Origin of the sequence: Mesorhizobium sp. M2A.F.Ca.ET.067.02.1.1 (assembly GCF_004023285.1) — a bacterium.
GTDB lineage: Bacteria > Pseudomonadota > Alphaproteobacteria > Rhizobiales > Rhizobiaceae > Mesorhizobium.
Map to the genome: position 1 here is coordinate 1 of NZ_RZSB01000017.1, position 26,244 is coordinate 26,244.

General features: G+C 64.7%; 26 protein-coding genes and 2 pseudogenes. 21 read left to right on the forward strand and 7 right to left on the reverse strand.

Annotation, left to right across the window (positions count from 1 at the left end; translation table 11 throughout):
* Together EOA28_RS03615 and EOA28_RS03620 are read left to right on the forward strand one after the other, a co-directional pair.
* Nucleotides 1–335, forward strand: a pseudogene (locus EOA28_RS03615) (ABC transporter permease); the annotation flags it as partial.
* A gap of 5 nt (nt 336–340) precedes the next feature.
* A complete protein-coding gene (locus EOA28_RS03620; RefSeq protein ID WP_127252634.1) occupies nt 341–1,306 on the forward strand; it encodes an ABC transporter permease in 966 nt (321 codons plus the stop codon).
* A gap of 9 nt (nt 1,307–1,315) precedes the next feature.
* Here EOA28_RS03620 and EOA28_RS03625 read toward each other — a convergent pair whose 3' ends face one another.
* The gene (locus tag EOA28_RS03625; protein ID WP_127252635.1) at nt 1,316–2,155 is read right to left on the reverse strand and encodes an amidohydrolase; all 840 of its coding nucleotides are present in this window, start codon (nt 2,153–2,155) and stop codon (nt 1,316–1,318) included.
* Between the two features lie 65 nt (nt 2,156–2,220).
* Nucleotides 2,221–3,009 carry an IclR family transcriptional regulator gene (locus EOA28_RS03630; RefSeq protein ID WP_082056393.1) on the reverse strand — a complete coding sequence of 263 codons (789 nt, stop codon included), beginning with the start codon at nt 3,007–3,009 and terminating at the stop codon, nt 2,221–2,223.
* Nucleotides 3,010–3,176: 167 nt separating this feature from the next.
* On the opposite strand from EOA28_RS03630, the gene EOA28_RS03635 reads away from it, so the two are divergent.
* From EOA28_RS03635 to EOA28_RS03685, 11 genes are all read left to right on the forward strand, one after another.
* On the forward strand, nt 3,177–4,493 hold the full coding sequence (locus EOA28_RS03635; RefSeq protein ID WP_128314573.1) for a sugar ABC transporter substrate-binding protein: 1,317 nt from the start codon (nt 3,177–3,179) through the stop codon (nt 4,491–4,493).
* A gap of 119 nt (nt 4,494–4,612) precedes the next feature.
* Nucleotides 4,613–5,509, forward strand: coding sequence for a sugar ABC transporter permease (locus EOA28_RS03640; RefSeq protein ID WP_127252637.1), 897 nt, complete (start codon nt 4,613–4,615; stop codon nt 5,507–5,509).
* Between the two features lie 2 nt (nt 5,510–5,511).
* A complete protein-coding gene (locus EOA28_RS03645; RefSeq protein WP_127252646.1) occupies nt 5,512–6,378 on the forward strand; it encodes a carbohydrate ABC transporter permease in 867 nt (288 codons plus the stop codon).
* Between the two features lie 5 nt (nt 6,379–6,383).
* Nucleotides 6,384–7,481: a sn-glycerol-3-phosphate ABC transporter ATP-binding protein UgpC gene (gene ugpC / locus EOA28_RS03650; RefSeq protein WP_127252638.1), complete on the forward strand. Its 1,098-nt coding sequence runs from the start codon at nt 6,384–6,386 to the stop codon at nt 7,479–7,481.
* 1 nt (nt 7,482) lies between these two features.
* Entirely contained in the window at nt 7,483–8,595 is a 1,113-nt protein-coding gene (locus EOA28_RS03655) for a mandelate racemase/muconate lactonizing enzyme family protein (protein ID WP_127252639.1), read from the forward strand.
* Nucleotides 8,596–8,605: 10 nt separating this feature from the next.
* Complete coding sequence (locus EOA28_RS03660) at nt 8,606–8,935, forward strand: L-rhamnose mutarotase (protein WP_042645142.1); 330 nt, start codon at nt 8,606–8,608, stop codon at nt 8,933–8,935.
* Entirely contained in the window at nt 8,928–10,001 is a 1,074-nt protein-coding gene (locus EOA28_RS03665) for a Gfo/Idh/MocA family oxidoreductase (RefSeq protein WP_127252640.1), read from the forward strand. The genes EOA28_RS03660 and EOA28_RS03665 overlap by 8 nt, the downstream gene beginning before the upstream one ends.
* A gap of 8 nt (nt 10,002–10,009) precedes the next feature.
* A complete protein-coding gene (locus EOA28_RS03670) occupies nt 10,010–10,456 on the forward strand; it encodes a MaoC/PaaZ C-terminal domain-containing protein (protein WP_127252641.1) in 447 nt (148 codons plus the stop codon).
* A gap of 16 nt (nt 10,457–10,472) precedes the next feature.
* On the forward strand, nt 10,473–11,204 hold the full coding sequence (locus EOA28_RS03675; RefSeq protein WP_127252642.1) for an SDR family oxidoreductase: 732 nt from the start codon (nt 10,473–10,475) through the stop codon (nt 11,202–11,204).
* Nucleotides 11,205–11,251: 47 nt separating this feature from the next.
* Nucleotides 11,252–12,529 (forward strand): L-fuconate dehydratase, encoded by a 1,278-nt coding sequence (locus EOA28_RS03680; protein WP_127252643.1) that lies wholly within the window; start codon nt 11,252–11,254, stop codon nt 12,527–12,529.
* 66 nt (nt 12,530–12,595) lie between these two features.
* Nucleotides 12,596–13,255: a DUF2161 family putative PD-(D/E)XK-type phosphodiesterase gene (locus tag EOA28_RS03685; RefSeq protein ID WP_127252644.1), complete on the forward strand. Its 660-nt coding sequence runs from the start codon at nt 12,596–12,598 to the stop codon at nt 13,253–13,255.
* Nucleotides 13,256–13,406: 151 nt separating this feature from the next.
* Here EOA28_RS03685 and EOA28_RS03695 read toward each other — a convergent pair whose 3' ends face one another.
* Nucleotides 13,407–14,396, reverse strand: coding sequence for an alpha/beta hydrolase (locus EOA28_RS03695; protein WP_348527612.1), 990 nt, complete (start codon nt 14,394–14,396; stop codon nt 13,407–13,409).
* Nucleotides 14,397–14,648: 252 nt separating this feature from the next.
* Between EOA28_RS03695 and EOA28_RS03700 the strand changes: the two genes are divergently transcribed.
* On the forward strand, nt 14,649–15,659 hold the full coding sequence (locus tag EOA28_RS03700) for an AraC family transcriptional regulator (RefSeq protein ID WP_348527613.1): 1,011 nt from the start codon (nt 14,649–14,651) through the stop codon (nt 15,657–15,659).
* Here the strand turns inward: EOA28_RS03700 and EOA28_RS03705 are convergent.
* Entirely contained in the window at nt 15,612–16,559 is a 948-nt protein-coding gene (locus EOA28_RS03705) for a GlxA family transcriptional regulator (RefSeq protein ID WP_128314574.1), read from the reverse strand. The two genes, EOA28_RS03700 and EOA28_RS03705, sit on opposite strands and share 48 nt — an antisense overlap.
* Before the next feature lie 99 nt (nt 16,560–16,658).
* Here EOA28_RS03705 and EOA28_RS03710 point away from each other — a divergent pair, with 99 nt between their 5' ends.
* From EOA28_RS03710 to ugpC (EOA28_RS03740), 7 genes are all read left to right on the forward strand, one after another.
* Nucleotides 16,659–17,366 (forward strand): DJ-1/PfpI family protein, encoded by a 708-nt coding sequence (locus EOA28_RS03710; protein WP_127252355.1) that lies wholly within the window; start codon nt 16,659–16,661, stop codon nt 17,364–17,366.
* Nucleotides 17,367–17,486: 120 nt separating this feature from the next.
* Entirely contained in the window at nt 17,487–18,218 is a 732-nt protein-coding gene (locus EOA28_RS03715) for a FadR/GntR family transcriptional regulator (RefSeq protein WP_127252357.1), read from the forward strand.
* On the forward strand, nt 18,215–19,417 hold the full coding sequence (locus EOA28_RS03720; RefSeq protein WP_127252359.1) for a PLP-dependent transferase: 1,203 nt from the start codon (nt 18,215–18,217) through the stop codon (nt 19,415–19,417). Before EOA28_RS03715 ends, EOA28_RS03720 begins: the two co-directional genes overlap by 4 nt.
* 27 nt (nt 19,418–19,444) lie before the next feature.
* Nucleotides 19,445–20,722 (forward strand): sugar ABC transporter substrate-binding protein, encoded by a 1,278-nt coding sequence (locus tag EOA28_RS03725; RefSeq protein WP_127252361.1) that lies wholly within the window; start codon nt 19,445–19,447, stop codon nt 20,720–20,722.
* Nucleotides 20,723–20,993: 271 nt separating this feature from the next.
* Nucleotides 20,994–21,917, forward strand: coding sequence for a sugar ABC transporter permease (locus EOA28_RS03730; RefSeq protein WP_127252363.1), 924 nt, complete (start codon nt 20,994–20,996; stop codon nt 21,915–21,917).
* On the forward strand, nt 21,917–22,765 hold the full coding sequence (locus tag EOA28_RS03735) for a carbohydrate ABC transporter permease (protein ID WP_127252365.1): 849 nt from the start codon (nt 21,917–21,919) through the stop codon (nt 22,763–22,765). The genes EOA28_RS03730 and EOA28_RS03735 overlap by 1 nt, the downstream gene beginning before the upstream one ends.
* 3 nt (nt 22,766–22,768) lie before the next feature.
* Nucleotides 22,769–23,836, forward strand: coding sequence for a sn-glycerol-3-phosphate ABC transporter ATP-binding protein UgpC (gene ugpC, locus EOA28_RS03740; RefSeq protein WP_127252367.1), 1,068 nt, complete (start codon nt 22,769–22,771; stop codon nt 23,834–23,836).
* On the opposite strand, the gene EOA28_RS03745 is transcribed toward ugpC (EOA28_RS03740), so the two are convergent.
* The 3 genes and pseudogenes from EOA28_RS03745 to EOA28_RS03755 form a co-directional block, all read right to left on the reverse strand.
* Nucleotides 23,837–24,688, reverse strand: a complete 852-nt coding sequence (locus EOA28_RS03745; RefSeq protein WP_127252369.1) for a TIGR01459 family HAD-type hydrolase — start codon at nt 24,686–24,688, stop codon at nt 23,837–23,839.
* Nucleotides 24,685–25,959 carry an FGGY-family carbohydrate kinase gene (locus EOA28_RS03750; protein WP_127252371.1) on the reverse strand — a complete coding sequence of 425 codons (1,275 nt, stop codon included), beginning with the start codon at nt 25,957–25,959 and terminating at the stop codon, nt 24,685–24,687. The genes EOA28_RS03745 and EOA28_RS03750 overlap by 4 nt, the downstream gene beginning before the upstream one ends.
* A 4-nt stretch (nt 25,960–25,963) precedes the next feature.
* Nucleotides 25,964–26,244, reverse strand: a pseudogene (locus tag EOA28_RS03755) (class II aldolase); the annotation flags it as partial.

Below are 26,244 nucleotides of genomic sequence, written 5' to 3' on the forward strand. Positions count from 1 at the left end.
AGGTGCGGCTCGTTGCCTATGTCCTGACCGGGCTCTTTGCCGCCGCCGCCGGACTGATGCTCACCTCGCTGATCGGCTCGGCCGACCCCAATATCGGCCCGACCTACACGCTGATCGCGATTGCCGCCGTGGCGCTCGGCGGCGTCAGCCTCGCCGGCGGGCGCGGCGGTCTCGGCGGCGCCGCGATCGGCGCCATCGACATTTTCCTGCTGCAGAGCCTGCTCACCACCTTCAACGTTTCGACTTATGTGCTGCAGATCGCCTATGGCCTGATCCTCGTCGTCGCCGTGGTGCTGACAGCGGTGCAGGAACGGCTGTCGAGGCGGAAAGGCTGACCGGGATGACAAGCAACTGGTTCCAGTCCACCAACGCCCGCATCGCCGGCGCCTTCGCGATGGCGCTGCTGCTGCAGGTCGTCGGCACGCTGCTCATCCCCGGCTATTCGGCGCCTTTCGCCATCCGCGCGCTGCTGGTCATCGCCTCGCTGCTCGCGGTCGCCTCCGTCGGCCAGACGCTGGTCGTCATCCTCGGCGGCATCGATCTTTCCATTCCCTTCGTCATCGGCTTTGCCAATGTCGTCGCGGCGCAGCTTTACGGCCAGGGCTGGAACTTCGCCCTGGTCTGCGGTCTCGTCGGTGTTCTTGCGATAGCGATCGGCGCGCTGAACGGGCTGATCTCGCGCGGGCTCAACATTCATCCGCTCATCGTCACGCTAGGCATCGGCATGGTTGTCCAGGGCGCAGTGCTGTTGTGGACCGGCGGCTTTCCCTCCGGCTCGGCGCCGGAAGCCGTGTCCAGCTTCGTCTCGATCGGCGGCTCGGTCGGCCCCTTGCCTGTGCCCTTGCTGGTGCCCAGCCTCGTCATGCTGACGGCGCTGATCGTGCTGGTGCTCGCCCGCACGCCCTATGGGCGCCGCCTCTACGCGGTCGGCAGCAACCCTGAGGCGGCACCTCTGGCGCTGATCGACCCGCTGCGCATGTGGATCGTCACCTATGCCGCGAGCGCCTTCTTCGCGGCGGTCGCCGGCGTGCTTTTGCTCGGCTTCACCGGCTCGGCCTATGGCGATGTCGGCCAGCCCTATCTCTTCCAGACGATCGCTGCCGTCGTGGTCGGCGGCGCAGCACTTGTCGGCGGGCGCGGCAGCTATCTCGGCACCATTGCCGGCGTCCTGGTGCTCACTGAAATCAACACGCTGCTGATCGGCCTCGGCTTCCGCCCGTCGACGGTGCAGGCAGCGCTCGGCCTGGTCATCCTGCTTCTGGTCTCGCTCTACGGCCGCGAGCGCCACGTGCGGACGACGATCTGACTCAAGCGATCAGCCAAGCCGCCACAGCCGGCGCGCATTGCCGGACAGCAGGCGGGTCCGCTCCGACTCGCTCGCGCGGGCCAGCAGCGCGTGTGTGGCGGCGATCCAGGTGGTCAGCCCGCCGCCCAGCGTGCAGACCGGCCAGTCGCTGCCCCAGATCACCCGGTCCCAGCCGAACGAGCCTATCGTGTGTTCGACATAGGGCCGGAGCGTATCGACGGTCCAAGTCGCCGGATCGGCATAAGCGACGACGCCGGAGATCTTGGCCGTGACGTTGGGCCGTTTGGCGATCGCTTCCATATGCTCGTGCCACGGATGCTTGGCATTGCCCTTGATGTCGGGCACGCCGCAATGGTCGAGGACGAACTGGACGTCGGGCGCGAGATCGGCAAGCGCCATCGCCTTCGGGATCTGATGCGGCAGCACAACAAGGTCGAAGGTCAGGCCGGTGCCGGCCAGCCGCTTGATGTTCTGGCGAAACAGCGCCCCTTCCGAGACATCGTCGGGCACGACATGCAGCACGCGGCGGAAACCCATGATGAACGGGTCCGCCGTGACCGTCTCCAGATAGGCTTCGAAACCGGCCTCCTCCGGCCGGCAGGCGGCGATCGCTCCGCGAAGCAGGCTCCCGGCCCGGCCGGCGACCGACTTCACGTAAGCGGTTTCGGCTGCGATATCGGCAGGGTCGACATCGACCTCCATATGCAGCACGCCCTCGATGCCGGAACGCAACGCGTCGGTGGCGTATTCCTGATATGAGAAATCGCGGTTCAGCGCCGGCACGCCGGCCAGCCACGGGTAGCGCAGCGCGGCCTGGTCGATGAGGTGCAGATGCGTGTCGATGATCATAGCGGCGTCTCCTCCCTTTGTACCAGACAATATCCCGCCTAAAAATGCATTATTCAAATAAGAAATTACGACGATTGCGGCACATCCGACCCTGCGAGCTGCGACAACCTCGCGGCGGCGTCCTGCAGGTGCCGGATCGTCAGGGTGATGTCCGGCGCCGTAGGGGCGTTGACGAGGGTGATGTAAGGGATGGTCAGCGCCGCGATGGCTCTGCCGTCGGGTCCGAGCACCGGCGTCGAAAGATTGTAGACGCCGGCGGTCTGCAGCGAGGCCATCATCTCGTAGCCACGATCGCGCACCTGATCGAGGCGGGCGAAGAACTCGGGCGTCAGATTGAGCTGCTCGGTGCTCTGCAAATGCTCGGCGATCATCATCTTGCGCTCCTCCGGCGAGCGGAAGGCAAGCAGCACGTGGCCGGAACCGGTGTCGAACAGGCTGATATGCGAGCCGACCCGGATCGAGATACCCCAGTAGCGCGGCGCTTCCTGCTGGGCGATGACCACGGCGGCGCCGCGGTCGAACACCACCAATTGATTAGCCTGCCACGAGGTTTCGGCCAGATCCCGCATGATCGGCGTCGCGTAGGACACCAGCCGCCGCACCGGCGCGTGCAATTGCGCCAGCCCGAAAAGCTTGAGCGTCAGCGAATAGCGGTCGCCGTCGATCTTGGTGACATAGCCGCGCCGTACCAGGCGGTCGAGCATGCGGTAGAACTCGTTCGGGCTGCGGTCGAGCCGCTTGGCGATCTCCGCCTGGGTCAGCCCGCCGTCCACGCTCGCCAGCAGCTCGAGGATGTCCAGCCCCTTGTCCAGCGCCGGCGCGCGGTAGCGGTCCCCGTCTTCTTCGTCGGCCACCTGCCCCTCCAGTGAATTTCGATCTGCATATATGCATGAAGTTCGTTCCGCTGAAAGCACATTCGTCTTGACCCGGCAATGAAAATGCTATTTGCATATGAATGAAGCTTAAGCGATCGGCTGCGCATCCGGCCGGCCGTCGCCGCGAGCTCGTGGGAGGAGAGAACATGACGAGACTGCTTTCAGGCGTTTCCGCCGGCCTGGCCGGCTTGCTGCTGAGCGGCACGGCGTTTTCAGCCGATCTGCCCGGCAAATTTCCGGGCGTGACGATCGACGCGAAGCTGATTGGCGGCCAGCAATATGAGAAGCTCTACGAGCGCATTCCCGAATGGGAGAAGCTGACCGGCGCCAAGGTCAACATCCTGTCGAAGAAGAACCACTTCGACCTCGACAAGGAGATCAAGTCGGACATTGCCTCCAACTCGATCACCTGGTGCGTCGGCTCCAACCACACCTCGTTCGCGCCGCAATATCCGGGCATCTACACCGATCTCGCCAAGCTGCTGCCGAAGGAAGAGATCGACGCCTTCGTGCCAGCCAACATCGCCGCCGGCACGCTGGACGGCAAGCTGGTGATGCTGCCGCGCGCCCAGTTCGACGTCTCGGCGCTCTACTACCAGAAGAGCCTCTACCAGGACGAAGCCAAGAAGAAGACCTACAAGGACAAATACGGCGAGGAGCTCGCTCCGCCGGACACGTTCGACGAGATGGCGCAGCAGGCCGAATTCTTCGCCAGCCCGCCTGACTTCTACGGCACGCAATATGCCGGCAAGGAAGAGGCGATCAACGGCCGCTTCTACGAGATGGTGGTTGCCGATGGCGGCGAATATCTCGACAAGGACGGCAAGCCCGCCTTCAACTCCGAGGCTGGCGTCAAGGCGCTCGACTGGTTCGTCCACCTCTACAAGGCCAAGGCGGTTCCGGCCGGCACCACCAACTATCTGTGGGACGATCTCGGTCAGGGCTTTGCTTCCGGCACCGTGGCGATCAACCTCGACTGGCCGGGCTGGGCCGGTTTCTTCAACGACCCCAAGTCGTCCAAGGTCGCCGGCAATGTCGGCGTCAAGGTCCAGCCCAAGGGCTCGTCCGGCAAGCGTTCCGGCTGGTCCGGTGCGCATGGCTTCTCGGTGACCGAGAACTGCGCCAACAAGGAAGCCGCCGCCTCGCTGGTCTGGTGGCTGACCAATGAGGACAGCCAGAAGTTGGAGGCCGCGGCCGGCCCGCTGCCCACCCGAACCAAGGTTTGGGAATGGGATCTCGATCAGGCGAAGTCCGATCCGTACAAGACCGAAGTGCTGCAGGCCTTCCAGGAAGCCGCCAAGAACGCTTTCCCGGTGCCGCAGACGCCGGAATGGATCGAGATCTCCAACGCCGTCTATCCCGAGCTGCAGGCCGCCATCCTCGGCGACAAGACGTCGAAGCAGGCGCTCGACGACGCTGCCGCGAAGGCAACGCAAATCCTCCAGGACGCGGGCAAGCTCTAGGCAGCCGCACCCCGCATCGCCTCCCCGCAAACCGGGGAGGCGGCCGCGTAGCCTCGCAAAATACCCCATTCTCGGTTTCGGCCGCGGCTGGATCACATCACCTCGCTGACAGGATCCCGATGAAGGGCTTGAAGCCATCCGCGCCGATTCTCCTGCTGCTGCCGGCCTTCGTCGTGCTGGCGGCGGTGGTGCTCGTGCCGCTGCTTTTGTCGCTCTATTCCAGCTTCACGCCCTTCCGCCTGACCCGGCCCGAGACCTTCTTCGTGCTGGTCGGCTTGCGGAATTATATCTCGATCCTCAGCAATCCGGACTTCTGGTGGGCGTTCGGTCGCACCGTTCTGTTGCTCACCGTCGCGCTCAATCTCGAAATGCTGCTTGGCCTCGGCCTGGCTATGCTGGTCGAGAAGGCGACGCGCGGCCAGCGCATCCTGCGCACGCTGATGATGTTCCCGATGATGTTCTCGCCGATCCTGGTCGGCTTCCAGTTCAAATTCATGTTCAACGACAATATCGGCCTGGTGAATAACGCGCTGCAGTCGCTGGGCATCACCCAAGACGCCATTCCGTGGCTGATCGAAAGCCACCTCGCATTCACCGCCATCACCATTGCCGAAGTCTGGTCGTCGACCTCGATCTTCGCCATCCTGATCCTGGCCGGTCTGCTCGCCATGCCCAAGGAACCGATCGAGGCGGCCCGCGTCGACGGCTGCACGCCCTGGCAGACCTTCCGCTATGTGACCTGGCCTTTCGTCATGCCCTTCGCCTACATCGCCATGACGATCCGTTCGCTCGACGTCGCGCGCGCCTATGACATCGTCAAGATCATGACTGATGGCGGCCCGGCCGGTCGCACCGAGCTGTTGTGGACGCTGGTCGGGCGCACCGCCTACAGCGACGCGCGCATGGGGCTGGCCAACGCCATGGCCTATTTCTCGATCCTGCTGTCGATCGCCTTCACGGTGTATTTCTACAACAAGCTCGCCGCGGCGCGCGCGCAGATCGGCGCGGAGTGGTGATGATGGACGAGAACGCCTCCGCCCGGCTGATCCGCCGCACGCTGACCGTGGCGCATCGTGTCGGCCTGTTCCTGGCCATGCTGCTGATCTGCCTGCCGGGCATCTGGATCGTGCTGTCGTCGCTCAGGCCCACAGTCGAGATCATGGCCAAGCCGCCGGTCTGGATCCCGCAAGAGCTGTCCTTCGACGCCTATGTCGCCATGTTCAGCGGCATCGGCAAAGGCGGCATTCCGGTGCTCGACTATTTCCGCAACTCGCTGATCATCTCGGTCACCTCGACGGTGATCGCGGTCGCCATCGGCATGGCCGGCGGCTACGCCTTCGCGCGCTATCGCTTCCGTGGCAAGTCGGGCATGTTCCTCGGCCTGATGCTGACCCGTACCGTGCCCGGCATCGCCATGTCGCTGCCGCTCTTCTTCGTCTATGCGCGGCTCGGCATCATCGACACGCATTTCGGCATGATCCTCGCCTATGTGGCGCTGAACATCCCCTTCACCATCTGGCTGATCGACGGCTTTTTCCGCCAGGTGCCGAAGGATTTGGCCGAGGCCGCGCAGATCGACGGCTGCACGCGCTGGCAGGCCTTCTGGCAGGTCGAATTCCCGCTGGCGCGTCCCGGCATCGCCTCGGCCGCCATCTTCGCCTTCCTCACCTGCTGGAACGAGTTCGCGCTGGCCTCGCAGCTGACCCGTTCCGTCAACTCCAAGACGCTGCCCGTCGGGCTGCTCGACTACACGGCCGAGTTCACCATCGACTGGCGCGGCATGTGCGCGCTGGCCGTGGTGATGATCATCCCGGCGCTGACCCTCACCTACATCGTCCAGAAACACCTCGTCGGCGGCCTCACCTCCGGCGCGGTGAAAGGTTGAACTTCATGGCAACGGTTTCGCTGAAAAAGCTCACCAAGCGCTACGGCAATATGGAGATCGTGCATGGCATCGATCTCGATATCGCCGACCGCGAATTCATCGCGCTGGTCGGCCCGTCGGGCTGCGGCAAATCGACGACCTTGCGCATGATCGCCGGCCTCGAGGACATCAGCGGCGGCAACATCGACATCGGCGGTCGCGTGGTCAACGACCTGCCGCCGCGCTCGCGCAACATCTCGATGGTGTTCCAGTCCTACGCGCTCTACCCGCATATGACGGTGCGCGAGAATCTCGGCTTCTCGCTGAAGATCGCGGGCGCCGCCAAGGACGACATGGATCGGCGGGTGGCGGAAGCCTCCGCCATCCTCGGCCTCGACGAACTGCTGGAGCGCCGGCCTTCGCAGCTTTCCGGCGGTCAGCGCCAGCGCGTCGCCATGGGCCGCGCCATCGTGCGCGATCCCGACGTCTTCCTGTTCGACGAGCCGCTCTCCAACCTCGACGCCAAGCTGCGCACGCAGATGCGCACCGAGATCAAGAAGCTGCATGCCAAGGTGAAGTCGACGGTCATCTATGTCACCCACGACCAGGTCGAGGCGATGACGCTTGCCGACCGCATCGTCATCATGCGCTCCGGCCAAATCGAGCAGGTCGGCACGCCGGACGAGGTGTTCAGCCGTCCTGCCACCCGTTTCGTCGCCGGTTTCATCGGCTCGCCGCCGATGAATTTGCACGAGGCGACCGTCAGCGACGGCAGATTGGTTTTCAGCCGCGGCGACAGCCTGCCGCTGCCTGGCCAGTTCAAGTCGAAGACGGCGGCCGGCGACAAGGTCGTGTTCGGCATCCGCCCGGATGATTTCTACCCGACCGGCCACGGCCTGAGCTCGGGCGGCGAAACGGAAGTCCACCGCGTCGAGCTGCCGGTCAGCATCACCGAGCCGCTCGGCAATGAAACTTTGGTCTTCGCCGAGTTCAACGGCGCCGACTGGGTCTCGCGCATGCTCAATCCCAGGCCGCTGAAAGCCGGCGACAGGATCGGCATGAGCTTCGATCTGAGCCGCGCGCATCTGTTCTCCGCCGAAACCGGCAAGTCGCTGAGGAACTGACATGGCGAAAATCGAGAAGATCGAACTGCGCATGGTCGACCTCGTGCCGAAGGTCAAGCGCACGGACGCCATCCAGAGTTTCGTCAGCCAGGAAACGCCGATCGTAACCATCACCGATTCCGACGGCGCGACGGGCACCGGCTACAGCTACACGATCGGCACCGGCGGCTCGTCGGTGATGCGGCTTCTCGCCGACCATCTCGCGCCGCGCCTGATCGGCCGCGACGCCGACCAGATCGAGGCGATCTGGCACGATCTCGAATTCGCCACCCACGCCACCACCATCGGCGCCATCACCGCGATCGCGCTCGCCGCGATCGACACGGCGCTGTGGGATCTGCGGGCGAGAAAACAGAACCTGCCGCTCTGGAAGCTCGCCGGCGGCGCCAAGGACCGCTGTCCGCTCTACACGACAGAAGGCGGCTGGCTGCATATCGAGACGCAGGCTTTGGTCAACGATGCGCTGGAAGCGAAGGCCAAGGGCTTCACCGGCTCGAAGGTCAAGATCGGCAAGCCGCATGGCTCGGAGGATTTTTCGCGGCTGTCGGCCGTGCGCAAGGCCGTCGGCGACGGCTATGAGATCATGACCGACTGCAACCAGGGCTTTTCCGTCGACGAGGCGATCCGCCGCGCCGAGCGGCTGCGCGATCTCGACCTCGCCTGGATCGAGGAGCCGCTGCCGGCCGACGACATAGACGGCCATGTGCGGCTGTCGAATTCGACGGCGACGCCGATCGCCGTCGGCGAGTCGCTCTATTCGATCAGGCACTTCCGCGAGTACATGCAGAAAGGCGGCGCCAGCATCGTCCAGGTCGATGTCGGCCGCATCGGCGGCATCACGCCCTGGCTGAAAGTCGCCCATGCCGCGGAGGCCTTCGACATGCCGGTCTGCCCGCATTTCCTGATGGAATTGCATGTCAGCCTGGTCTGCGCCATCCAGAACGGCAAATATGTCGAGTATATTCCGCAGCTCGATGAGTTGACGGGCGCCAAGATGCGCATCGAGGATGGCCATGCTCTGGCGCCCAGCGAGCCCGGCATCGGCATCGACTGGGACTGGGACGCGGTCAAGGCAAGAAGCATCGCCGAATTCACCACGGCGATCGTGAAATAGGGAGGCGGTTATGCAGCGCATGGGCATGGTGCTTGGATTGAAATCCGAGAAGGTCGAGGAATATGTCCGCCTTCACGCCGCCGTCTGGCCGGACGTGCTGACCATGATCTCGGCCTGCAACATCAAGAACTATTCGATCTACCTGAAGCGGCCTGAGAACCTGCTGTTCTCCTATTTCGAATATCACGGCACCGACTACGCCGCCGACATGGCCAAGATGGCGGCCGACCCGAAGACGCAGGAATGGTGGTCGGTATGCATGCCCTGCCAGGAGCCGCTCGAAACCCGAAAGGAAGGCGAGTGGTGGGCGTCGATGGACGAGGTCTTCCATCATGACTGAGGCCTTCGATCCGGCATCGCTGTCGCAGTCCTGGCCGAAGCCGTCGAAGCCGCGCCCGATCGTCACCTTCGGCGCCGGCTCGATCGTCGGCGATGCGCATTTTCCGGCCTACCGCAAGGGCGGCTTCCCGATTTCCGGCCTCTACGATCCGGACCAGGCGAAGGCGCAGAAGCTCGCCGAGACATGGGGCGTGACGGCGTTCCGTTCGGTCGAGGAAGCAGCGGCGGTAAAGGACGCGATCTTCGACCTCGCCACCCCGCCCGGCCGCCACGCCGATGTGCTGAAAGCGCTGCCGGATGGCGCCGTCGCGCTGATCCAGAAGCCGATGGGCAATTATCTCGGCGAGGCGACGGAAATCCTTGAAATCTGCCGCGCCAAGCGACTGAAGGCCGCGGTCAACTTCCAGCTTCGCTTCGCGCCGATGATGCTGGCGCTGAAGGACGCTGTCGCCAAGGGCTGGCTGGGCGAGGTCGTCGATTTCGATGCGCTGCTCGCGCTCGATACGCCGTGGCAGCTTTGGGAGTTCCTGCTCAAGGCGCCACGCGTCGAGATCGCCATGCATTCGATCCATTATCTCGACCTGATCCGCCAGCTTCTCGGCGACCCGCTGGGCGTGCACGCCAAGACGCTCGGCCATCCCAACCACAAGGTCGCGCAGACCCGCACCAGCGCCATTCTCGACTACGGCGACACGGTGCGCTGCGCGCTCTCGATCAACCACGACCACAAATTCGGCCGCCGCCACCAGGCCTGCGAGTTTCGCATCTGCGGCACCGAGGGCGCGGCCTATGTCAAGCTCGGCCTCAATCTCGATTACCCGCGCGGCGAGCCGGACATTCTGGAAATCCATCCGAAAGGCGGGTCGGAGTGGGTCACCGTGTCGCTCGCCGGCGAATGGTTTCCCGATGCCTTTGTCGGCCGCATGGCCAATGTCCAGCGCTTCGCCTCCGGCGAAGATGCTGAGCTGGTGAGTTCTGTCGAGGACGCCTGGCACACCATGGCGCTGGTCGAGGCCGCCTATAAATCGAGCGCCGCGCCGGCGACGCCGCTGGCCGCGAAGCCATAAGGCCGGACATGGAACAGACCACCTATTTCGAGGATTACGAGATCGGCGCGTCGCGCCTCACCAGCGGCCGCACGATCACCGAGACCGATTTCGTCGTCCATGCCGGGCACACCGGCGATTTCTTCCCGCACCACATGGACGCCGAGTTCATGAAGACGACGCCCTTCGGCCAGCGCATCGCGCATGGCACGCTGGTCTTCTCGGTCGGCGTCGGCCTGACGGCGAGCGTCATCAATCCGGTCGCCTTCTCCTATGGTTACGACCGGCTGCGTTTCATCAAGCCGGTCTTCATCGGCGACACGATCCGCACGCGCACCACCATCGCGGCCAAGGAAGATGACCCGAAACGGCCGAATGCCGGACGCGTCATCGAACGCGTCGAGGTTTTGAACCAGCGCGACGAGGTCGTGCTGGCCGCGGACCACATCTACATCGTCGAGCGACGGCCCGGCTGAAGGACGGAGATAAAGAATGGCTGACATCACAGGCAAGGTCGTGGTCGTCACGGCGGCCGCGCAAGGCATCGGACGGGCAAGTGCGCTGGCCTTCGCGAAAGCGGGCGCCATCGTCCATGCCACCGACATCAATGAGGCGGCCCTGGCTGAGCTCGCCAACACGCCCGGCATTGCGACGCGAAAGCTCGATGTGCTGAACGACGAGGCGGTGAAGGCCGCCTTTGCCGAGATCGGCCGCGTCGACGTGCTGTTCAACTGCGCCGGCTTCGTCCATGCCGGCTCGATCCTGGAGATGAAGGACGAGGATCTCGACTTCGCCTTCAACCTCAATGTGCGCGCCATGATCCGCACCATCCGCGCCGTGCTGCCCGGCATGCTGGAGCGCGGCGACGGCGCGATCATCAACATGGCGTCCGTCGCCGGCGCCCCGAAAGGGGTGCCGAACCGTTTTGCTTACGGCGTGACCAAGGCAGCCGTTATCGGCCTGACCAAGTCCATCGCAGCCGATTATGTTGCCAAAGGTATACGCTGCAATGCCATCTGCCCGGGCACGGTCGAGAGCCCTTCGCTTCAGGGCCGCATGCAGGCGCAAGGCGACTATGAGGCGGCGCGCGCGGCCTTCATCGCCCGCCAGCCGATGGGCAGGATCGGCACGCCGGAAGAGATCGCCGATCTCGCCGTCTATCTGGCCGGCGCGACCTACACGACCGGGCAGGCCTACAACATCGACGGCGGCTGGTCGATCTGAGGCCGCTCCGGCGATCGAATGACGAGGCGGGCCAGCACGAGGCAGCAATGACGAAAATCACGGACCTCAGAACCTTCGACCTCCGCTTCCCGACATCGCAAAGCCTCGACGGCTCCGACGCGATGAACCCGGATCCGGATTATTCGGCCGCCTATGTCATCCTCGACACCGACGTCCCGTCGCTGAAAGGTCATGGCCTCACCTTCACCATCGGCCGTGGCAACGAGATCTGCTGCGCGGCGATCGAGGCGCTGCGCCATCTCGTCGTCGGTCTCGATCTCGACTGGGTGAAGCAGGATCCCGGCCGCTTCTGGCATCACGTGACCGGCGACAGCCAGTTGCGCTGGATCGGGCCGGACAAGGGCGCCATGCATCTCGCAGTCGGCGCGGTGGTCAACGCGGTGTGGGATCTCTGGGCCAAGGAAGCCGGCAAGCCGGTCTGGCGCCTGGTCGCCGAGATGAGCCCGGAAGAGATCGTCAGGACCATCGACTTCCGCTATCTCACCGACGCCATCACGCCGGCCGAGGCGCTCGAGATTTTGAAGAAGGCCGAAGCCGGCAAGGTCGAGCGCATCGCCGCGCTCGAGCGCGAGGGCTATGCCTGCTACACCACCTCGGCCGGCTGGCTCGGCTATCCCGACGACAAGCTCAGGCGCCTCTGCCAGGAAGCGGTCGACGATGGCTTCAACCACATCAAGCTGAAGGTCGGCCGCGACCGCGCCGACGACATCCACCGTCTCAGGATCGCCCGCGAGGTCATCGGTCCAGACCGTTATTTGATGATCGACGCCAACCAGGTCTGGGAGGTCGACCAGGCGATCGACTGGCTGAAGGACCTCGCGTTCGCCAAGCCCTTCTTCATCGAGGAGCCGACCAGTCCCGACGACGTCGGCGGCCACGCCAAGATCCGCAAGGCCGTGGCGCCGATCAAGGTCGCGACCGGCGAGATGTGCCAGAACCGCATCATGTTCAAGCAGTTCATCGCCGGCGGCGCAATCGACGTGGTGCAGATCGATTCCTGTCGCATGGGCGGGCTGAACGAAGTGCTGGCGGTGCTGCTGATCGCCGCCAAGTTCGGCCTGCCGGTCTGGCCGCATGCCGGCGGCGTCGGCTTGTGCGAATATGTCCAGCATCTGTCGATGATCGACTATGTCGCCGTGTCAGGTACTAAGGATGGGCGGGTGATCGAATATGTCGACCACCTGCACGAGCATTTCATCGAACCCTGCGTCATCCGCGACGCCGCCTATATGCCGCCCCAGGCGCCCGGTTTCTCGGTCGAGATGAAGGCGCAGTCGATCGAGGACTACCTGCACCGCGCCTGACATCGGTGCCCGTGACCGCAATGGTGCCGCTGGGCCGACCAGCCGCGAATCGGTTATGCCTCTCTCATGCAGGAAACCTCCCTCTACGAGCCGGTGAAGCGGTTCCTCGAGAGCATGGATTTCGCCGTCAAGGGCGAGGTTGGCGGCTGCGACGTGGTCGGCGTGCGCGCCGGCGAGCCGCCGGTCGTCGTCATCTGCGAGCTCAAGCTGCAATTCAACCTCGAGCTCGTCCTGCAAGCCGTCGACCGCGCGGCGGCCTGCGACGAAGTGTGGCTCGCCGCCTTGATGTCGGCGCGCGGCAAGGGCCGGGAGCACGACCGGCGCTTCCGCGCGCTTTGTCGTCGCCTCGGCTTCGGCCTCCTTGGCGTCAGCGCCAGGGGCGAGGTGGAGTTGATCCTCAGTCCCGCCGCCCTGCCGCCGCGACGCGATCCACGGCGGCGCTCGCGCTTGGTCGAGGAGCATCATCGCCGCAAGGGCGACCCATCCATGGGCGGCAGCACGCGCAAGAAGCCGATCATGACCGCCTACCGGCAGGAGGCGCTCGCCTGCGCCGCCGCCATGGTCGACGGTCCGAAGCGGCCGCGCGACCTGAAGACGCTTTCGCCACGCGCCGCAAGCATCCTGCAGCACAATTACTATGGCTGGTTCGCCCGCGCCGAGCGCGGCATCTACGCGCTTACCGAAGCCGGCCTCGCAGCGATTGGGCCGCTGCCGGCGGCGCTATAATGCATGTCGCCCAGAAGTGTGAGCGGTTCTGGGACAACGACATGCATCAAAACAAAGACTTAAAGCGCGTCGCCTGAATCCGGTTCAGCGCGACGCGCTTTAGGCCATCGCGCCGAATGGCCGTGGAAGTCTTTTACGCGACAGGCCGAGGTCACATAGGACCCTGCAGGCTGCGCTCCAGGTCGCTCCGGATCAGACCGACCAGCTCGGCATGGAGGTCGGCGCGCGAGCGGCTGCCGCCGTCGGCGCAGATCGGATCGACCTCGCCCGTTTCCCTCAGCAGCTCGGCGCCGCCCGGCTTGCATTCCTGCAAGAAGCTGAAATGGATGGCGCCTTTGACGGAGGCATATGTGCCGCGCGGCGCGATCGCAGCCAGTTTGTCGGCAACGACGCCCAGCGGAATCGTGTCGGTGCCGCCGAGATTGATGAAATCCATCGGGATCGCGATCGCCTTCAGGCTGGCGGTGTCATAGGCCGGCGCAAGGCCGGGATCGACCAGCACGGCCGCTTTGACGCGGCGGTCGAGGTTTGACTGCTCGAAACGCGCCTTGTCGATCGTCCTGAGGTCGAGCTTGTCGACATGCACGACCGCGTCGTCACGGTAGCCGATGCCGCCCGCATACCAGGCGCAGTCACATTTCTTGTACTCGTCGCAATAATGGGCATAAGCGTCGAGGCTGGCGCGGGCGCCGGCAATCTCCATCGCCGCGGCGCCGCCGAGCGAGAAGCCGAGCACGCCGATCCTGTCGCCGTCGACGGCGTTGCCCCATGTCGGGTCGGTCGTCATCGCGTCGATCACGGCCGAGAGGTCCCGCGTGCGCTCCCACAATTTCGGCGTGTCGGCTGGCGTCGAGTCGCCGCTGGTCGTGCCGGGATGATTGGGCCCGGCGACGACGAAACCTGCCTTTGCGAGTTCCGTCGCCAGCCAGGCCATGCCTTGCACGCGCCCGCCCGACCCATGCGACAGCACGACCAGGGGAAAGCGCCCCTTGAGCGGTGGCGCATTCTTGAAGGCCGGCACGCCCTTGAAGGCCCTGTTGTCGCCAAGCACGATGGCTTCGCCGCCCGCCTCGGCCGGATACCAGACAAAGACCTGGAAATCACGGCCGCGATCCGGCGCCGCGACGGAGATTTCGCGCATGCCGACCTCCGCGGCGTGGCTTGTAGCGGTGAAAGCGACTGTGAGTATTGCTGCGGACAGGATGCGGGAGAATGTCATGAGCACCTCGCTCGGTTGGAGAGACCGGCGATGATCTGCTGATGACATCCCGAAGTTGCGACCTCGATCGCGATCGAGGTCGTTCTCAATCGTGATCCGGGCCATTATCAATGCACCCGACTGCTTTTGAGACTGCCCGTGATTTTCGTTCCGCTTCCCTTCGTCGTCGCCCTGTTGCTGCTGGTCCTGCTTATCCGGATGCTGCATGCTGAGCAGCCGAGCCGGCCGTTTCTCGCCCTGATCGGCCTTTGCATCCTGCAGTCGGTGCTTCTCGGTCTGCGCTGGGGCTATGGCATGACAGCGCTGCGCTACGTGCTGCCGGTGGTTGCGAGCGGCCTTCCGCCCATCGTGTTTGCCGGGTTTCGCAGTCTGATCCACCGCAGCGCCGCCGACGCTGACAGCGTCCGCTGGCTTCATGCCGCCCCGCCTGTCCTGATGCTTGCCCTGGTGCTGTTCGCGCCGGCGCTGATCGACGCCGCCATGATCGTGATCTTCGTCGGTTATGCCTTGGCCGTGCTCGATCTGGGCCGCGCCGGTCCCGATGCGCTGGACGAGGCGCGGCTTGATGGCGCCGTCGCTGCGCACCGTGCGCTCGTCATCGCCGCCCTGGCGCTTTGTGTCTCTGCCTTCTTCGATCTCGCCATATTGATGGATTTTGAATGGAGCAGAGGCGAGAACGCGGCCTTCATCGTCAGCAATGCGAACTTTCTTGGCCTTTTTCTCATCGGGCTGACTGCCATCGCCGCTGCGCGCGCGCAGCCTCAATCCGATGCCGCCGAGGAGCTCGAAACACCATCGACAGCGGCGCAGGATCGTGAGGTTCTCGACAGGATACGCACCCTCCTGGCCGACCGGAAACTGGCGCGCGATGAAAATCTCACCTTGTCGCGGCTGGCCCGCCGCGCCGGCGTGCCCGCCCGCCAGATATCGGGCGCGGTCAATCGGCTGGCCGGCAAGAACGTCTCTCAGTTCATCAATGATTTCCGCATTGCTGAAGCTTGCAGGCTGCTCAGCGAAACCGACATGTCGGTGACTGCGGCGATGCTCGAATCCGGCTTCCAGACCAAATCGAACTTCAACCGCGAGTTCCGGCGCGTTACCTCGCTCAGCCCGGCTTCATGGCGCGAGCGGTCGCGATCAGAAGCGCTCGCGGTAGTCGCGCGGGTTGGTGCCAAGGACACGTAGGAAGCCGCGCCGCATCGTTTCTTCCGAGCCGAAGCCGCAACGCCGCGCCGTCTGGCCGACCGTTTGTCCCCGCTCCAGCATCCGCCGCGCCGCTTCGATCCGGATCTCCTCGACGGCGCGGGCGGGTGTGCGGCCGGTCGCCTCCTGATAGCGCCGCGAGAAACTGCGCCGGCTCATATTGGCGCGGTCGGCCAATTGCTCCAGCGAGAGATCGGCGCTGAGATTGTCGAGGATCCAGCCATGCAGCCGGTCGAAGCGCCCGTCGCCTTGCTGCAGCTTTAAGGTCTGGCTGAACTGCGCCTGGCCGCCGGGACGCTTGAGGAAGACGACCAGCTCGCGCGCCACCGCCAGCGCCATGCGCCGGCCAAGATCGGCCTCGACGAAGGACAGTGCGAGGTCGATGCCGGCCGTCACGCCGGCCGAGGTCCAGACATTGCCGTCGCGAATGAAGATCGGGTCGGGATCGAGCCGAACCGCCGGAAAGCGTCGGGCGAACTCCGCGCAGCGAGCCCAATGGGTCACCGCACGCCGGCCGTCGAGCAGGCCAGCCTCGGCCAGCAGCATGGCGCCGCTGCAGACGGAGGCGGTTCGCGTCGCATCGCGCGAGCGGCCGATGATCCACTGGACCAGCTCGGCATCCTCGCAGGCCGCGTTGACGCCCCAGCCGCCGGGCACGATCACCGTGTCGATTGTGGTTCCGTGCGCCGGCAACGCCGCTGCCTCAACCACCAGACCGGACGATGTCCTGATCCGTGGCGAAGCGGCGACGACCACGACGTCATAGGCCGGCGCTTCGCCGGCCTGCGTCCTGAAGTCGTTGGCGCTGGCGAAAACCTGAAGCGGTCCGCTGACATCGAGGAGCTGGATGTCGGGATAGGCGAGGATTTCGATGCGGCGCATGGCTGGCCTGAAACGAGGGATGATTGGCGATCGGGCCAAAGCATGATGCCGTAGATTGCCCGAAGTCAACCTGCCCCAAGTCAAACTGTGGAGATTTCCATGAGCCTTCGTTTCGGCATTCTCGTCTTCCCCAACGTCCAGCAACTCGACCTCACTGGGCCTTATGAGGTCATGGCGACCGTCAAGGGCGCCGAGGTGGAACTGATCTGGAAGGATCGCAATCCGGTGACGTCCTCGACGCGTCTTTCACTTACGCCGACTGCTACCTTCGACGATTGTCCGCCGCTCGACGTGCTGTGCATTCCAGGTGGCGGCGGCCTCAACGCGCTGCTCGAGGATAAGGCGGTTCTGGATTTCGTCTGGGAGCGCGCGGCTGAGGCGCGCTACATCACCTCGGTATGCAGCGGCGCCCTGGTGCTTGGCGCAGCCGGGCTGCTCAGGGGCAAACGCGCCACCACGCACTGGTATGCGCATGATTTCCTGGAAGAATTCGGCGCGATCCCGGTCGATGCGCGGATCGTCGAGGACGGCAAGCTGATCACCGCCGGCGGCGTCACCTCAGGCATCGATTTCGGCCTGGCACTGGTCGCAAGGTTGCTTGGCCAAGCCGAAGCCGAGATCGTGCAGCTCTCGCTCGAATACGCGCCGGTACCACCCTTCCGCTCCGGCACGCCGGCCGAGGCCTCACCGGCTGTCCTGGCGGAGGCGAAAGCGCGGCTTTCGGGTTCGAGGCGGGTCCGCGAGGAGATGTTCGCTCGTTGGCGCCGGGAGCGCGCGGCTGCCGCGTCTGCGCGGATCCGCGCCTAATACCTCAGGGCCGAATGGCGAAATCCGCGTCGTCGGCCCGGCGTAATTTCGACCGTTGACTCATCTTTCGGTCTGTGCAGAAATTGGTTGGACCATTGAACCACTTTAGGCGCAGCCGGCTTGACCGATCTTTTGCCCCCGATCCAGACGACGGCCCGCGATGACGCGGTGCTGAAGGCGTTGGCGGGGTTCGTGCGGCAGGAGGCTCTGGGCCCGGGCGAAAAACTGCCGACCGAGCGCATCCTCGCCGAACGCCTCAAGGTGAGCCGCAACACGGTGCGCGAGGCGCTGACGCGCTGGGAAGGGCTGGGCCTTGTCGAACGGCGGCAGGGCTCGGGCACCTATCTCAAGGCCGCCGTCTCGCCCGACATGCTGCACATGCCGCTGACGCTCGCCGGCGGCAATGATTTCGCCGGGCTGATGGCGACGCTGGAAATCCGCCGAGCGCTGGAGGCGGAGGCGGCCGCCCTTTGCGCCATTCGTGCCCGCAAGGCCGAGCTCGCCGAGATCGAGCGCAAGCTCGACCTCATGGAGGAGGCGTTCCAGACTCGCGCCGGCATGTCCTCGGACGAGGATTGGGAGTTCCACCAGTCGGTCTTCCGTGCCTCCGGCAATCCGCTCTTCGAGCAGATCATCGCCGCCATGTACGAGATGTTCCACCGCTTCTGGGAACATCCGCTCGGCGTGCGCGATTTCGGCCATGCCAGCTTTCCCTATCACCGCACCATTTTCGAGCGCATCGCCGCGCATGACCCCGACGGTGCCCGCGCCGAGGCGCTGAAGCTCATCGCCACCGTCGAGGACGATCTGAAGCGCGGCGCCGCCAACCTCAAACTTTCGGACCGCAGATGAACGAGCAGCCCAACACTTTCGACCCGGCCTCCCTGGCCAGCGACTATCTCGGCGAGGCGGCGACGCTGCTTGCGCATGATGATCCGTTCCCCGGCGGCGCGGTGGTGCCGCCGATCTACCAGACCTCGCTCTTCACCTTCGCCAGCTACGCAGACATGGCCGACACTTTTGCTGGCAGAAGAAAGCAGCCGATCTATTCGCGCGGCGACAATCCGACGGTGATGGAGTTCGAGGCGCGTGTCGCGGCGCTCGAAGGCGCCGAAGCCGCGCGCGGTTTCTCCAGCGGCATGGCGGCCATCAGCGCCACGGTGCTCGCCTTCGTCGGCGCCGGAGAGCGCTTGGTCGCCGTGCGCAACTGCTACGGCGATGCCTACCGGCTGTTCGAACGCCTGTTTCCGCGTTTGAACATCAAGGTCGACTATGTCGACGGCTCGGATCCCGACGCGGTTGCGGCCGCGCTTCCCGGCGCCAAGCTGCTCTATCTCGAAAGCCCGACCTCGATGATGTTCGAGCTGCAGGATCTCGAGCATCTGACGCGGCTGGCGAAGGAGCAGGGCATTGTCACTACGATAGACAATTCCTGGGCGACGCCCGTCTTCCAGAAGCCGATCTCTCATGGCGTCGACCTGGTGCTGCATTCGGCCTCGAAATATCTGAGCGGCCACAGCGACACCGTCGCCGGCGTGGTGGCGGGCTCGGCCGCCCACATCAAGCACATCAACGAGCAGACCTATTCGCAGCTTGGCGGCAAGCTGTCGCCCTTCGAAGGCTGGCTCTTGCTGCGCGGCCTGCGCACGCTGCCGCTTCGCCTTCCGCATCACATGAAGAGTGGGCTCATCCTCGCCGAGCGGCTGAAGGCGCATGGCAAGGTCGAGCGCGTCAACCACCCCGCCTATTCCAACCATCCCGGCAAGAAGACCTTAGCCGGCTATGCCGGCCTGTTCTCCTTCGAGGCCACCGAGGATGTCGACATCCCGGCCTTCGTCGATGCGCTGAAATATTTCCGCATCGGCGTCAGCTGGGGCGGCCACGAAAGCCTGGTCGTGCCGGCAAAGGCCTCGCTCGAGCAGACGCCGGGCATCAATTCGATGGCGCGCTTCGGCGTCAGCCCCCGAACCATCCGCTTCAATGTCGGATTGGAAAATGTCGAAGACCTCTGGGCCGACATTGCCCAGGCCTTCGACAAGTCAAAAAAATAACGAGTGTTCAAAATGGGAGTCCTGAACATGAAAAGACTGACCTTCATGCTTGCCGCCGTCGCCGGCCTGGCGATCTCCGCCAGCGGCGCGCTGGCCGACACCACCATCAAGCTGGTCGAGGTCATCACCAGCCCGCCGCGCACCGAATTTCTGAAGAAGCAGATCGCCGAATTCGAGAGCGCCAATCCAGGCATCAAGGTGGAGGTGGTCTCGCTGCCCTGGGGCCAGGCCTTCGAAAAATTCCTCACCATGGTGCAGGCCGGCGACACGCCCGACGTCGTCGAGATGCCGGAACGCTGGATGGGCCTCTACGCCAACAACGGCCAGCTCGAGGATCTCGGCCCCTATATGGCCAAGTGGGACGACGCCAAGACGCTGGGTGACCGCGCCAAGCAGTTCGGCTCGACCGTCAACAACACCCAGTTCATGATCCCCTACGGCTATTATGTGAACGCGCTGTTCTGGAACAAGAAGCTGTTCAAGGAAGCCGGCCTCGATCGTCCGCCGGCAACGCTGGACGAGTTCGTCGACTTCTCCAAGAAGATCTCGGCCATCCCCGGCAAATATGGCTACTGCCTGCGCGGCGGCCCCGGCGCCTTCAACGGCATGCACATGTTCATGAACATCGCCGACGGCAAGGGTGGCTATTTCACCGAGGACGGTGTCTCGACCATCAATGATGAAGGCTCGGTGAAAGGCCTGCAGATGCTGGCCGACATGTACAAGAACGGCCTGGCGCCGAAGGATGCCGTGAGCTGGGGCTTCAACGAAACGGTGACAGGCTTCTATTCCGGCACCTGCGCCATGCTCAACCAGGATCCCGACGCGCTGCTCGGCATCGCCGACAAGATGAGCGCCGACGACTTCGCGGTGGCGCCGCTTCCCGTAGGCCCGAGCGGCAAATCCTATCCGACGCTTGGCTATGCCGGCTGGGCGATGTTCGCCAACTCGCAGCACAAGGACGAGGCCTGGAAGCTGATGGCGACGCTTCTGTCGTCCAAGGACAATCTGGAATGGGCCAAGGAAGTCGGCGTTGTGCCGATCCACAATGGCGCCGACCAGGACGCGCATTTCAAGACCGAGCAGTTCAAGGGCTGGTTCACCGAGCTCAGCGACAGCTCCAAATATGAAATGGTGACGCCGCCGACGCATCTGGAAAATCTCGGCAACTTCGTCGACCAGGTGGCGATCAAGAACTTCCAGGAAGTTCTGCTCGGCCAGAAACCGGCCAAGGACGTGGCCGACGAGTGGGCCAAGTTCCTGACCAAGGAGCAGCAGGACTGGCTGGCCAAGAACAAGAAGTAAGCTCAGGTTCTTCCTTCTCCCCGTTTCACGGGGAGAAGGTGGCCCGGTAGGGCCGGATGAGGGGCAGCGCCAGCATTTCGCAGATTCGCGCCTCTTTTTCCTTCTCCCCGTTCTACGGGGAGAAGGTGTCACGAAGTGACGGATGAGGGGCAGCGCCGAGTTCTGAAAGGTTGGCGCCGCCCCTCATCTGCCTGCCGGCATCTTCTCCCCGTGAACGGGGAGAAGGGCGCTGTCGCCATCGCCGGCCCTCAATCCCCAACGCGAGCACCGCATGACCTACGCAGTGTCCGAAATCCGATCCGCGGCCCGGCCGCGCAAGCGACGGCTGGGCAAGGCCGCGATCGAGCCATGGCTCTATCTTTCGCCGGCTATTGTCCTGCTGGTTCTGGTGCTGTTGGTGCCATTGATCATCGGCATCAGCTATTCCTTCCGCAAATTCTCGGCCTTCAAGTCGCAATATATCGGCCTTGCCCAGTACCAGGCTATGTTCTCCGACCAGGTGCTCGGCCAGGCGCTGATCAACACGCTTTGGTGGACCGTCGCCAGCCTGTTCTTCCAATTCTTCCTTGGCCTGGGCCTGGCGCTGCTGCTCGACAAGCCATTCTACGGCCGCAAGGTCGTGCAGGCTGTCGTCTTCCTGCCCTGGGCGGTGCCGTCCTTTCTCTCGGGCCTCACCTGGGCGTGGCTGTTCAACCCGATCATCGGGCCGCTGCCGCATTGGCTCTTCGCGCTCGGCCTCAAGGCCGAACCGACCAACGTGCTCTCCGACCCCGCCACCGCCATGTGGGGGCCGATCGTTGCCAACATCTGGTTCGGCATCCCCTTCTTTGCCATCACGCTGCTCGCCGCGCTGAAGTCGATCCCGTCCGAACTGCATGAGGCCGCGGCCATCGACGGCGCTTCGCCCTGGCAGCGCTTCACCAAGGTGACGCTGCCCTTCCTGGCGCCCACCATCGTCATCACGGTCATGCTGCGCACCATCTGGATCGCCACCTTCGCCGATTTGATCTTCGTCATGACCGAAGGCGGTCCGGCGGGCTCGACAAGCACGGTGCCGGTCTACATCTATGTCAGCGCCTTCAAGTCGCTCGACAAAGGCTACGCCTCTGCGATGGCGGTGCTGCTTCTGGTGCTGCTGATCGTCTACGCCATCGGGCTGATCGCCATCCGCCGCACACTGGTGAGGCACGTCTGATGATCGCCGGTCGCTCCACCTCCTCGCGCTTCTTGGGCGGCATCGGCCTCTACGCGGCCATCGCCGCTTACGTGATCTTCGCGCTGTTCCCGATCTTTTGGACGCTGAAGATTTCAGTGACGCCCGAGCGCCTGCTCTATTCCGAAGGCATCACCTTCTGGCCGTCGGAGACGACGCTAAAGAATTTCGCCACCGTGCTCGAGGCCTCCGACTTCCCGCGCTATTTCCTCAACAGCGTCATCGTCTCGGTGTCGACGGCCGCGTTCGTCACCGTCATCGCCACGCTTGCCGGTTACGCCATGTCGCGCTTCACCTTCCGCGGGAAGGCGACTTTGGCGATCCTGTTGCTGCTCACCCAGACCTTCCCGCTTGTCATGGTCATCCCGCCTATCTACCGCATCATGGGCGATCTGGGTCTCACCAACAGCCTGATCGGCCTGATCATCATCTACACCGCCTTCAACACGGCCTTCGCCACCTTCCTGATGCAGTCCTTTTTCGACGGTATCCCGAAGGATCTCGAGGAAGCGGCGATGATCGACGGCTGCACCCGCGCCCAGGCGATGCGCCGGGTGATCGTGCCGCTGACCTTGCCCGGCATGGGCGCCACGCTCGGCTTCGTCTTCACCGCCGCCTGGAGCGAATTGCTGTTCGCGCTGATGCTGATCTCCAGCGACGAGCAGAAGACCTTTGCCGTCGGCCTGCTCACCTTCATCGGCAAGTTCGCCGTCGACTGGGGGCAGATGATGGCGGCCTCCATCCTGGCGCTGATCCCGGTCTGCGTCTTCTTCGCTTTCCTGCAACGTTATCTCGTCACCGGCCTTACCGCTGGCGCGGTCAAAGGATAAAAGATGGCTTCCGTCACCCTGCAAAACGTCGAGAAGGATTACGGCTCGCTGCGCATCCTGCATGGCGTCGATCTGGAGATCGCCGACGGCGAGTTCGTCGTGCTGGTCGGCCCGTCCGGCTGCGGCAAGTCCACGCTGCTGCGCATGATCGCTGGCCTCGAAGAGGTCACTGGAGGCGAGATCCATATCGGCGAGCGGCTGGTCAACGATGTCGCGCCCAAGGACCGCGACATTGCCATGGTGTTCCAGTCCTACGCGCTCTATCCGCATATGGACGTGTCCTCGAACATGGGCTTCAGCCTGATGCTGAAGAAGGCTGAGAAGACGACGATCGACAGCCGCGTCGGCGCCGCCGCCAAGCGGCTCGGCCTCGACTCCTATCTCGGCCGCCTGCCGCGCCAGCTCTCCGGCGGCCAGCGCCAGCGCGTCGCCATGGGCCGCGCCATCGTGCGCGACCCGAAGGTGTTCCTGTTCGACGAGCCGCTTTCCAATCTCGACGCCAAGCTGCGCGTCCATATGCGCGCCGAGATCAAGGCGCTGCATCAGCAGCTCAAGACCACGTCCGTCTATGTCACGCACGACCAGATCGAGGCCATGACTATGGCCGACCGCATCGTCGTCATGCATGACGGTTATGTGCAGCAGGTTGGCCGCCCGCTCGAGCTTTACGACCGGCCGGCCAACACCTTCGTCGCCGGCTTCATCGGCTCGCCCGGCATGAATTTCTTGCCGGCCAAGGTCGCCAAGGGCGGCAAGGTCGATGCCGTGCTCGCCGACGGCCAGAAGCTGCGGCTGCCGGATGGCCTGCCGCTCAAGGACGGCGATGCGCTCACCATTGGCCTGCGGCCTGAGCACATCAAGCTGGTCGACGATGGCGCGCTCAAGGCCGAGGTCGAAGTAGTCGAGCCGCTCGGCCTGTCGACGCAGTTCTATGTCAGGCTGGCCAACCAGCAGATATGCGTCTTCGTCATGGGCCGCAGCAACGTCAGGCCGGGCGACATCATTCGGCTGGCCGCCGACCCTGCGGCGCTGCATCTGTTCGATCCAAAGAGCGGCAGCAGGATCGAATAGTCAACGCCATCGAAACGCGTCCAGCATGTAATCCGCATGCGCGTTGAATTCGTCGAGAAGCCCGGCAGGGTCGCCGCTGTCGACCAATATCCCGGACAGAACCAGCGCGGTCGCCACGCCGGCGGCTTGGCCGCCGGCGATGTCGTGCTCGACGCTGTCGCCGACACAGACCACGTCGTGACGATCCGGATTTCCCGCAAGCGCGAGCGCCGCTTCGTAGATCGCCGGATAGGGTTTGCCGATACGGGTGACGCTGCCGCCGAGGCGTTCGTAAAGGTCGGCGATCTCGCCGGCGCCGAAGCGCGGTCCGACCGCGGTCAGCATGATCCGATCCGGATTGGTGCAGAAGCACGGCACCTGCCGTGCCGCCGCCGGGCCGAGAAGTCTTCGGTAGTGATCGAGGTCGTAGCGGTCGCCTTCGCTGGCCGCGATCAGCACCAGTTCGGCGTCGTCGCCGCGCTCGGTCAAAACAAGCGGCAGGCCCTCGATCGCCGAGCGGTCGCCGTCGCGGCTGATCAGCAGGCATCTTGTGCCGGCCCGCAGCGTGCCTTCGCGCACCATGTCCGTGAAAATGCGCCAGGCCACTTCGCCGGATGAGACGAAATGGTCCCAGCTTCCCGCCTCGAAACCAAGCTTAAGCAGCCGCCTCTCATTGGGCTCCGCCCGCTTGCCGGAGTTCGAGATCAGCGCCACCGTTTTGCCGGCCCGCTTCAGCGCCGACAGGGCTTCGACCGCGCCAGGGTAAGGCTGCTGCCCGTCATGCAGCACGCCGAACTGGTCGAGCAGGAACACGTCGTAGCGTTCGGCGAGCGCTGCGACCCCGTCGAGATGAATGGCGTGCTTCGCGCTCACAGCAGCCCCGCTTCGCTTGCACCCTTGAGGGCCAGCCGTGCCGTGCCCGCCGCTGCCTCGTCTGACAGCGCAGGCCGAAATTCGACGCCGAGCTTTCGTTGCCGGATCGCGGTCCAGGCGGCATTGGCGGCGCCGCCGCCGACGCTGCGCACCGATGTCAGCGGTGGCGCGCCGAGTTCGGCAAGCCTCCGGTAGCCCAGCGCCTCGATGGCGGCGATCCCTTCCAGCATCGCCTTCAGATGGTCGGCGTCGGATTGTGGTCGGGGCAACAGCCGCGGCTGCAGCGCCGGATCGGCAATGGGAAAGCGCTCGCCAGGCGAGCCGAGCGGATAATAGTCGAGGCCGGTCTCCGTCGCGGGATCGATCGCCGCGCTGAGCTCGATGATGCGGGCAAGCGAAAAATGCTGCGCGAGCACCTTGCCACCGGTGTTCGATGCGCCGCCCGCCAGCCAGGCGTCGCCAAGCCGGTGGCTGTAGATGCCATAGCGCGGCGCGAAGATCGGCCGGTCGGATAGGATCTTGATGGTCAGCGACGATCCGAGCGCGGTCACGCCGTCGCCGGCGGCCACAGCGCCCGTCGCCAGGAACGAGGCACAGCCATCCGTGGTGCCGGCAACCACCACGACGTCGCGCGGCAGGCCGAACAGGCCGGCGGCCGCTGCCGTGAGCCTGGCGGTCACGCTGCCTGGCCTGACGACGGCAGGCAGAAGCTCCATGCGCATGCCGGTCGCCGCGATCCACTCCGGCCAGCGGCATGCCTCGGCGTCGTAGCCGGTCTTCAGGCTGTTGTTCTCGTCGCTGACGTCGAAGCGGCCGGAGAATTGTCCGGAGATCCAGTCGGCCTGGTGCAGCACGGCATGGATGTCAGGCAGGCGCTGGAACCAGAGCGCCTTGGCGAGTCCGGATGTCGCCCCATGCGCGGCGCTTGCTTCCGGCGCCGCGCCGTCGATCGTAGCGATGATGGTCGCATCCGGAACCTTGTCGTTGTACATCAGCGGCTCGGCCAGCGGCCGTCCGGCGCCGTCGATCGGCAGCAGGGTGCCGGACGTGCCGTCCACCGCGATTGTCCGCACCGCTCCGCGGTCGATTTGTGAGAAGAGCTCCCGCAGCGTCGCCTCGACCGCGGCCCGCCAGACAGCGGGATCGCGGCCGTTCGCGCCGAAGCGTTCGAGCGGCATGGCGGCGCTCGCGGCGATGGAGAAGTCCGGACGCATCGCGACGGCGCGCGACCCGGACGTGCCGATGTCGATGCCTACTGCAAGCGGCACCATTCACCTAACCCGCGGCGTTGAGTTTCTGGCGATACTGCTCGGCATCCCAGTTGACCAGCTCGTCATTCTCGGCGGCGGTGAGATAGTTCAATCGCGCCGTGATGTCGATCCGCGCGGTCACGTCGGCGAGGCAGCGCTGCATGGCGTCAGCGCCGGAGCTGGCGTCGCCGCGCATCAGCACGCCGGCGCCCGGAAAGAGCACCGCGACGGGATTTGCGCCCAGCCGCGCGACGACGTCGGCAACCTGTTCGCCGGGCCTTGCCACCACGGAGCCCCGGCCAAGGA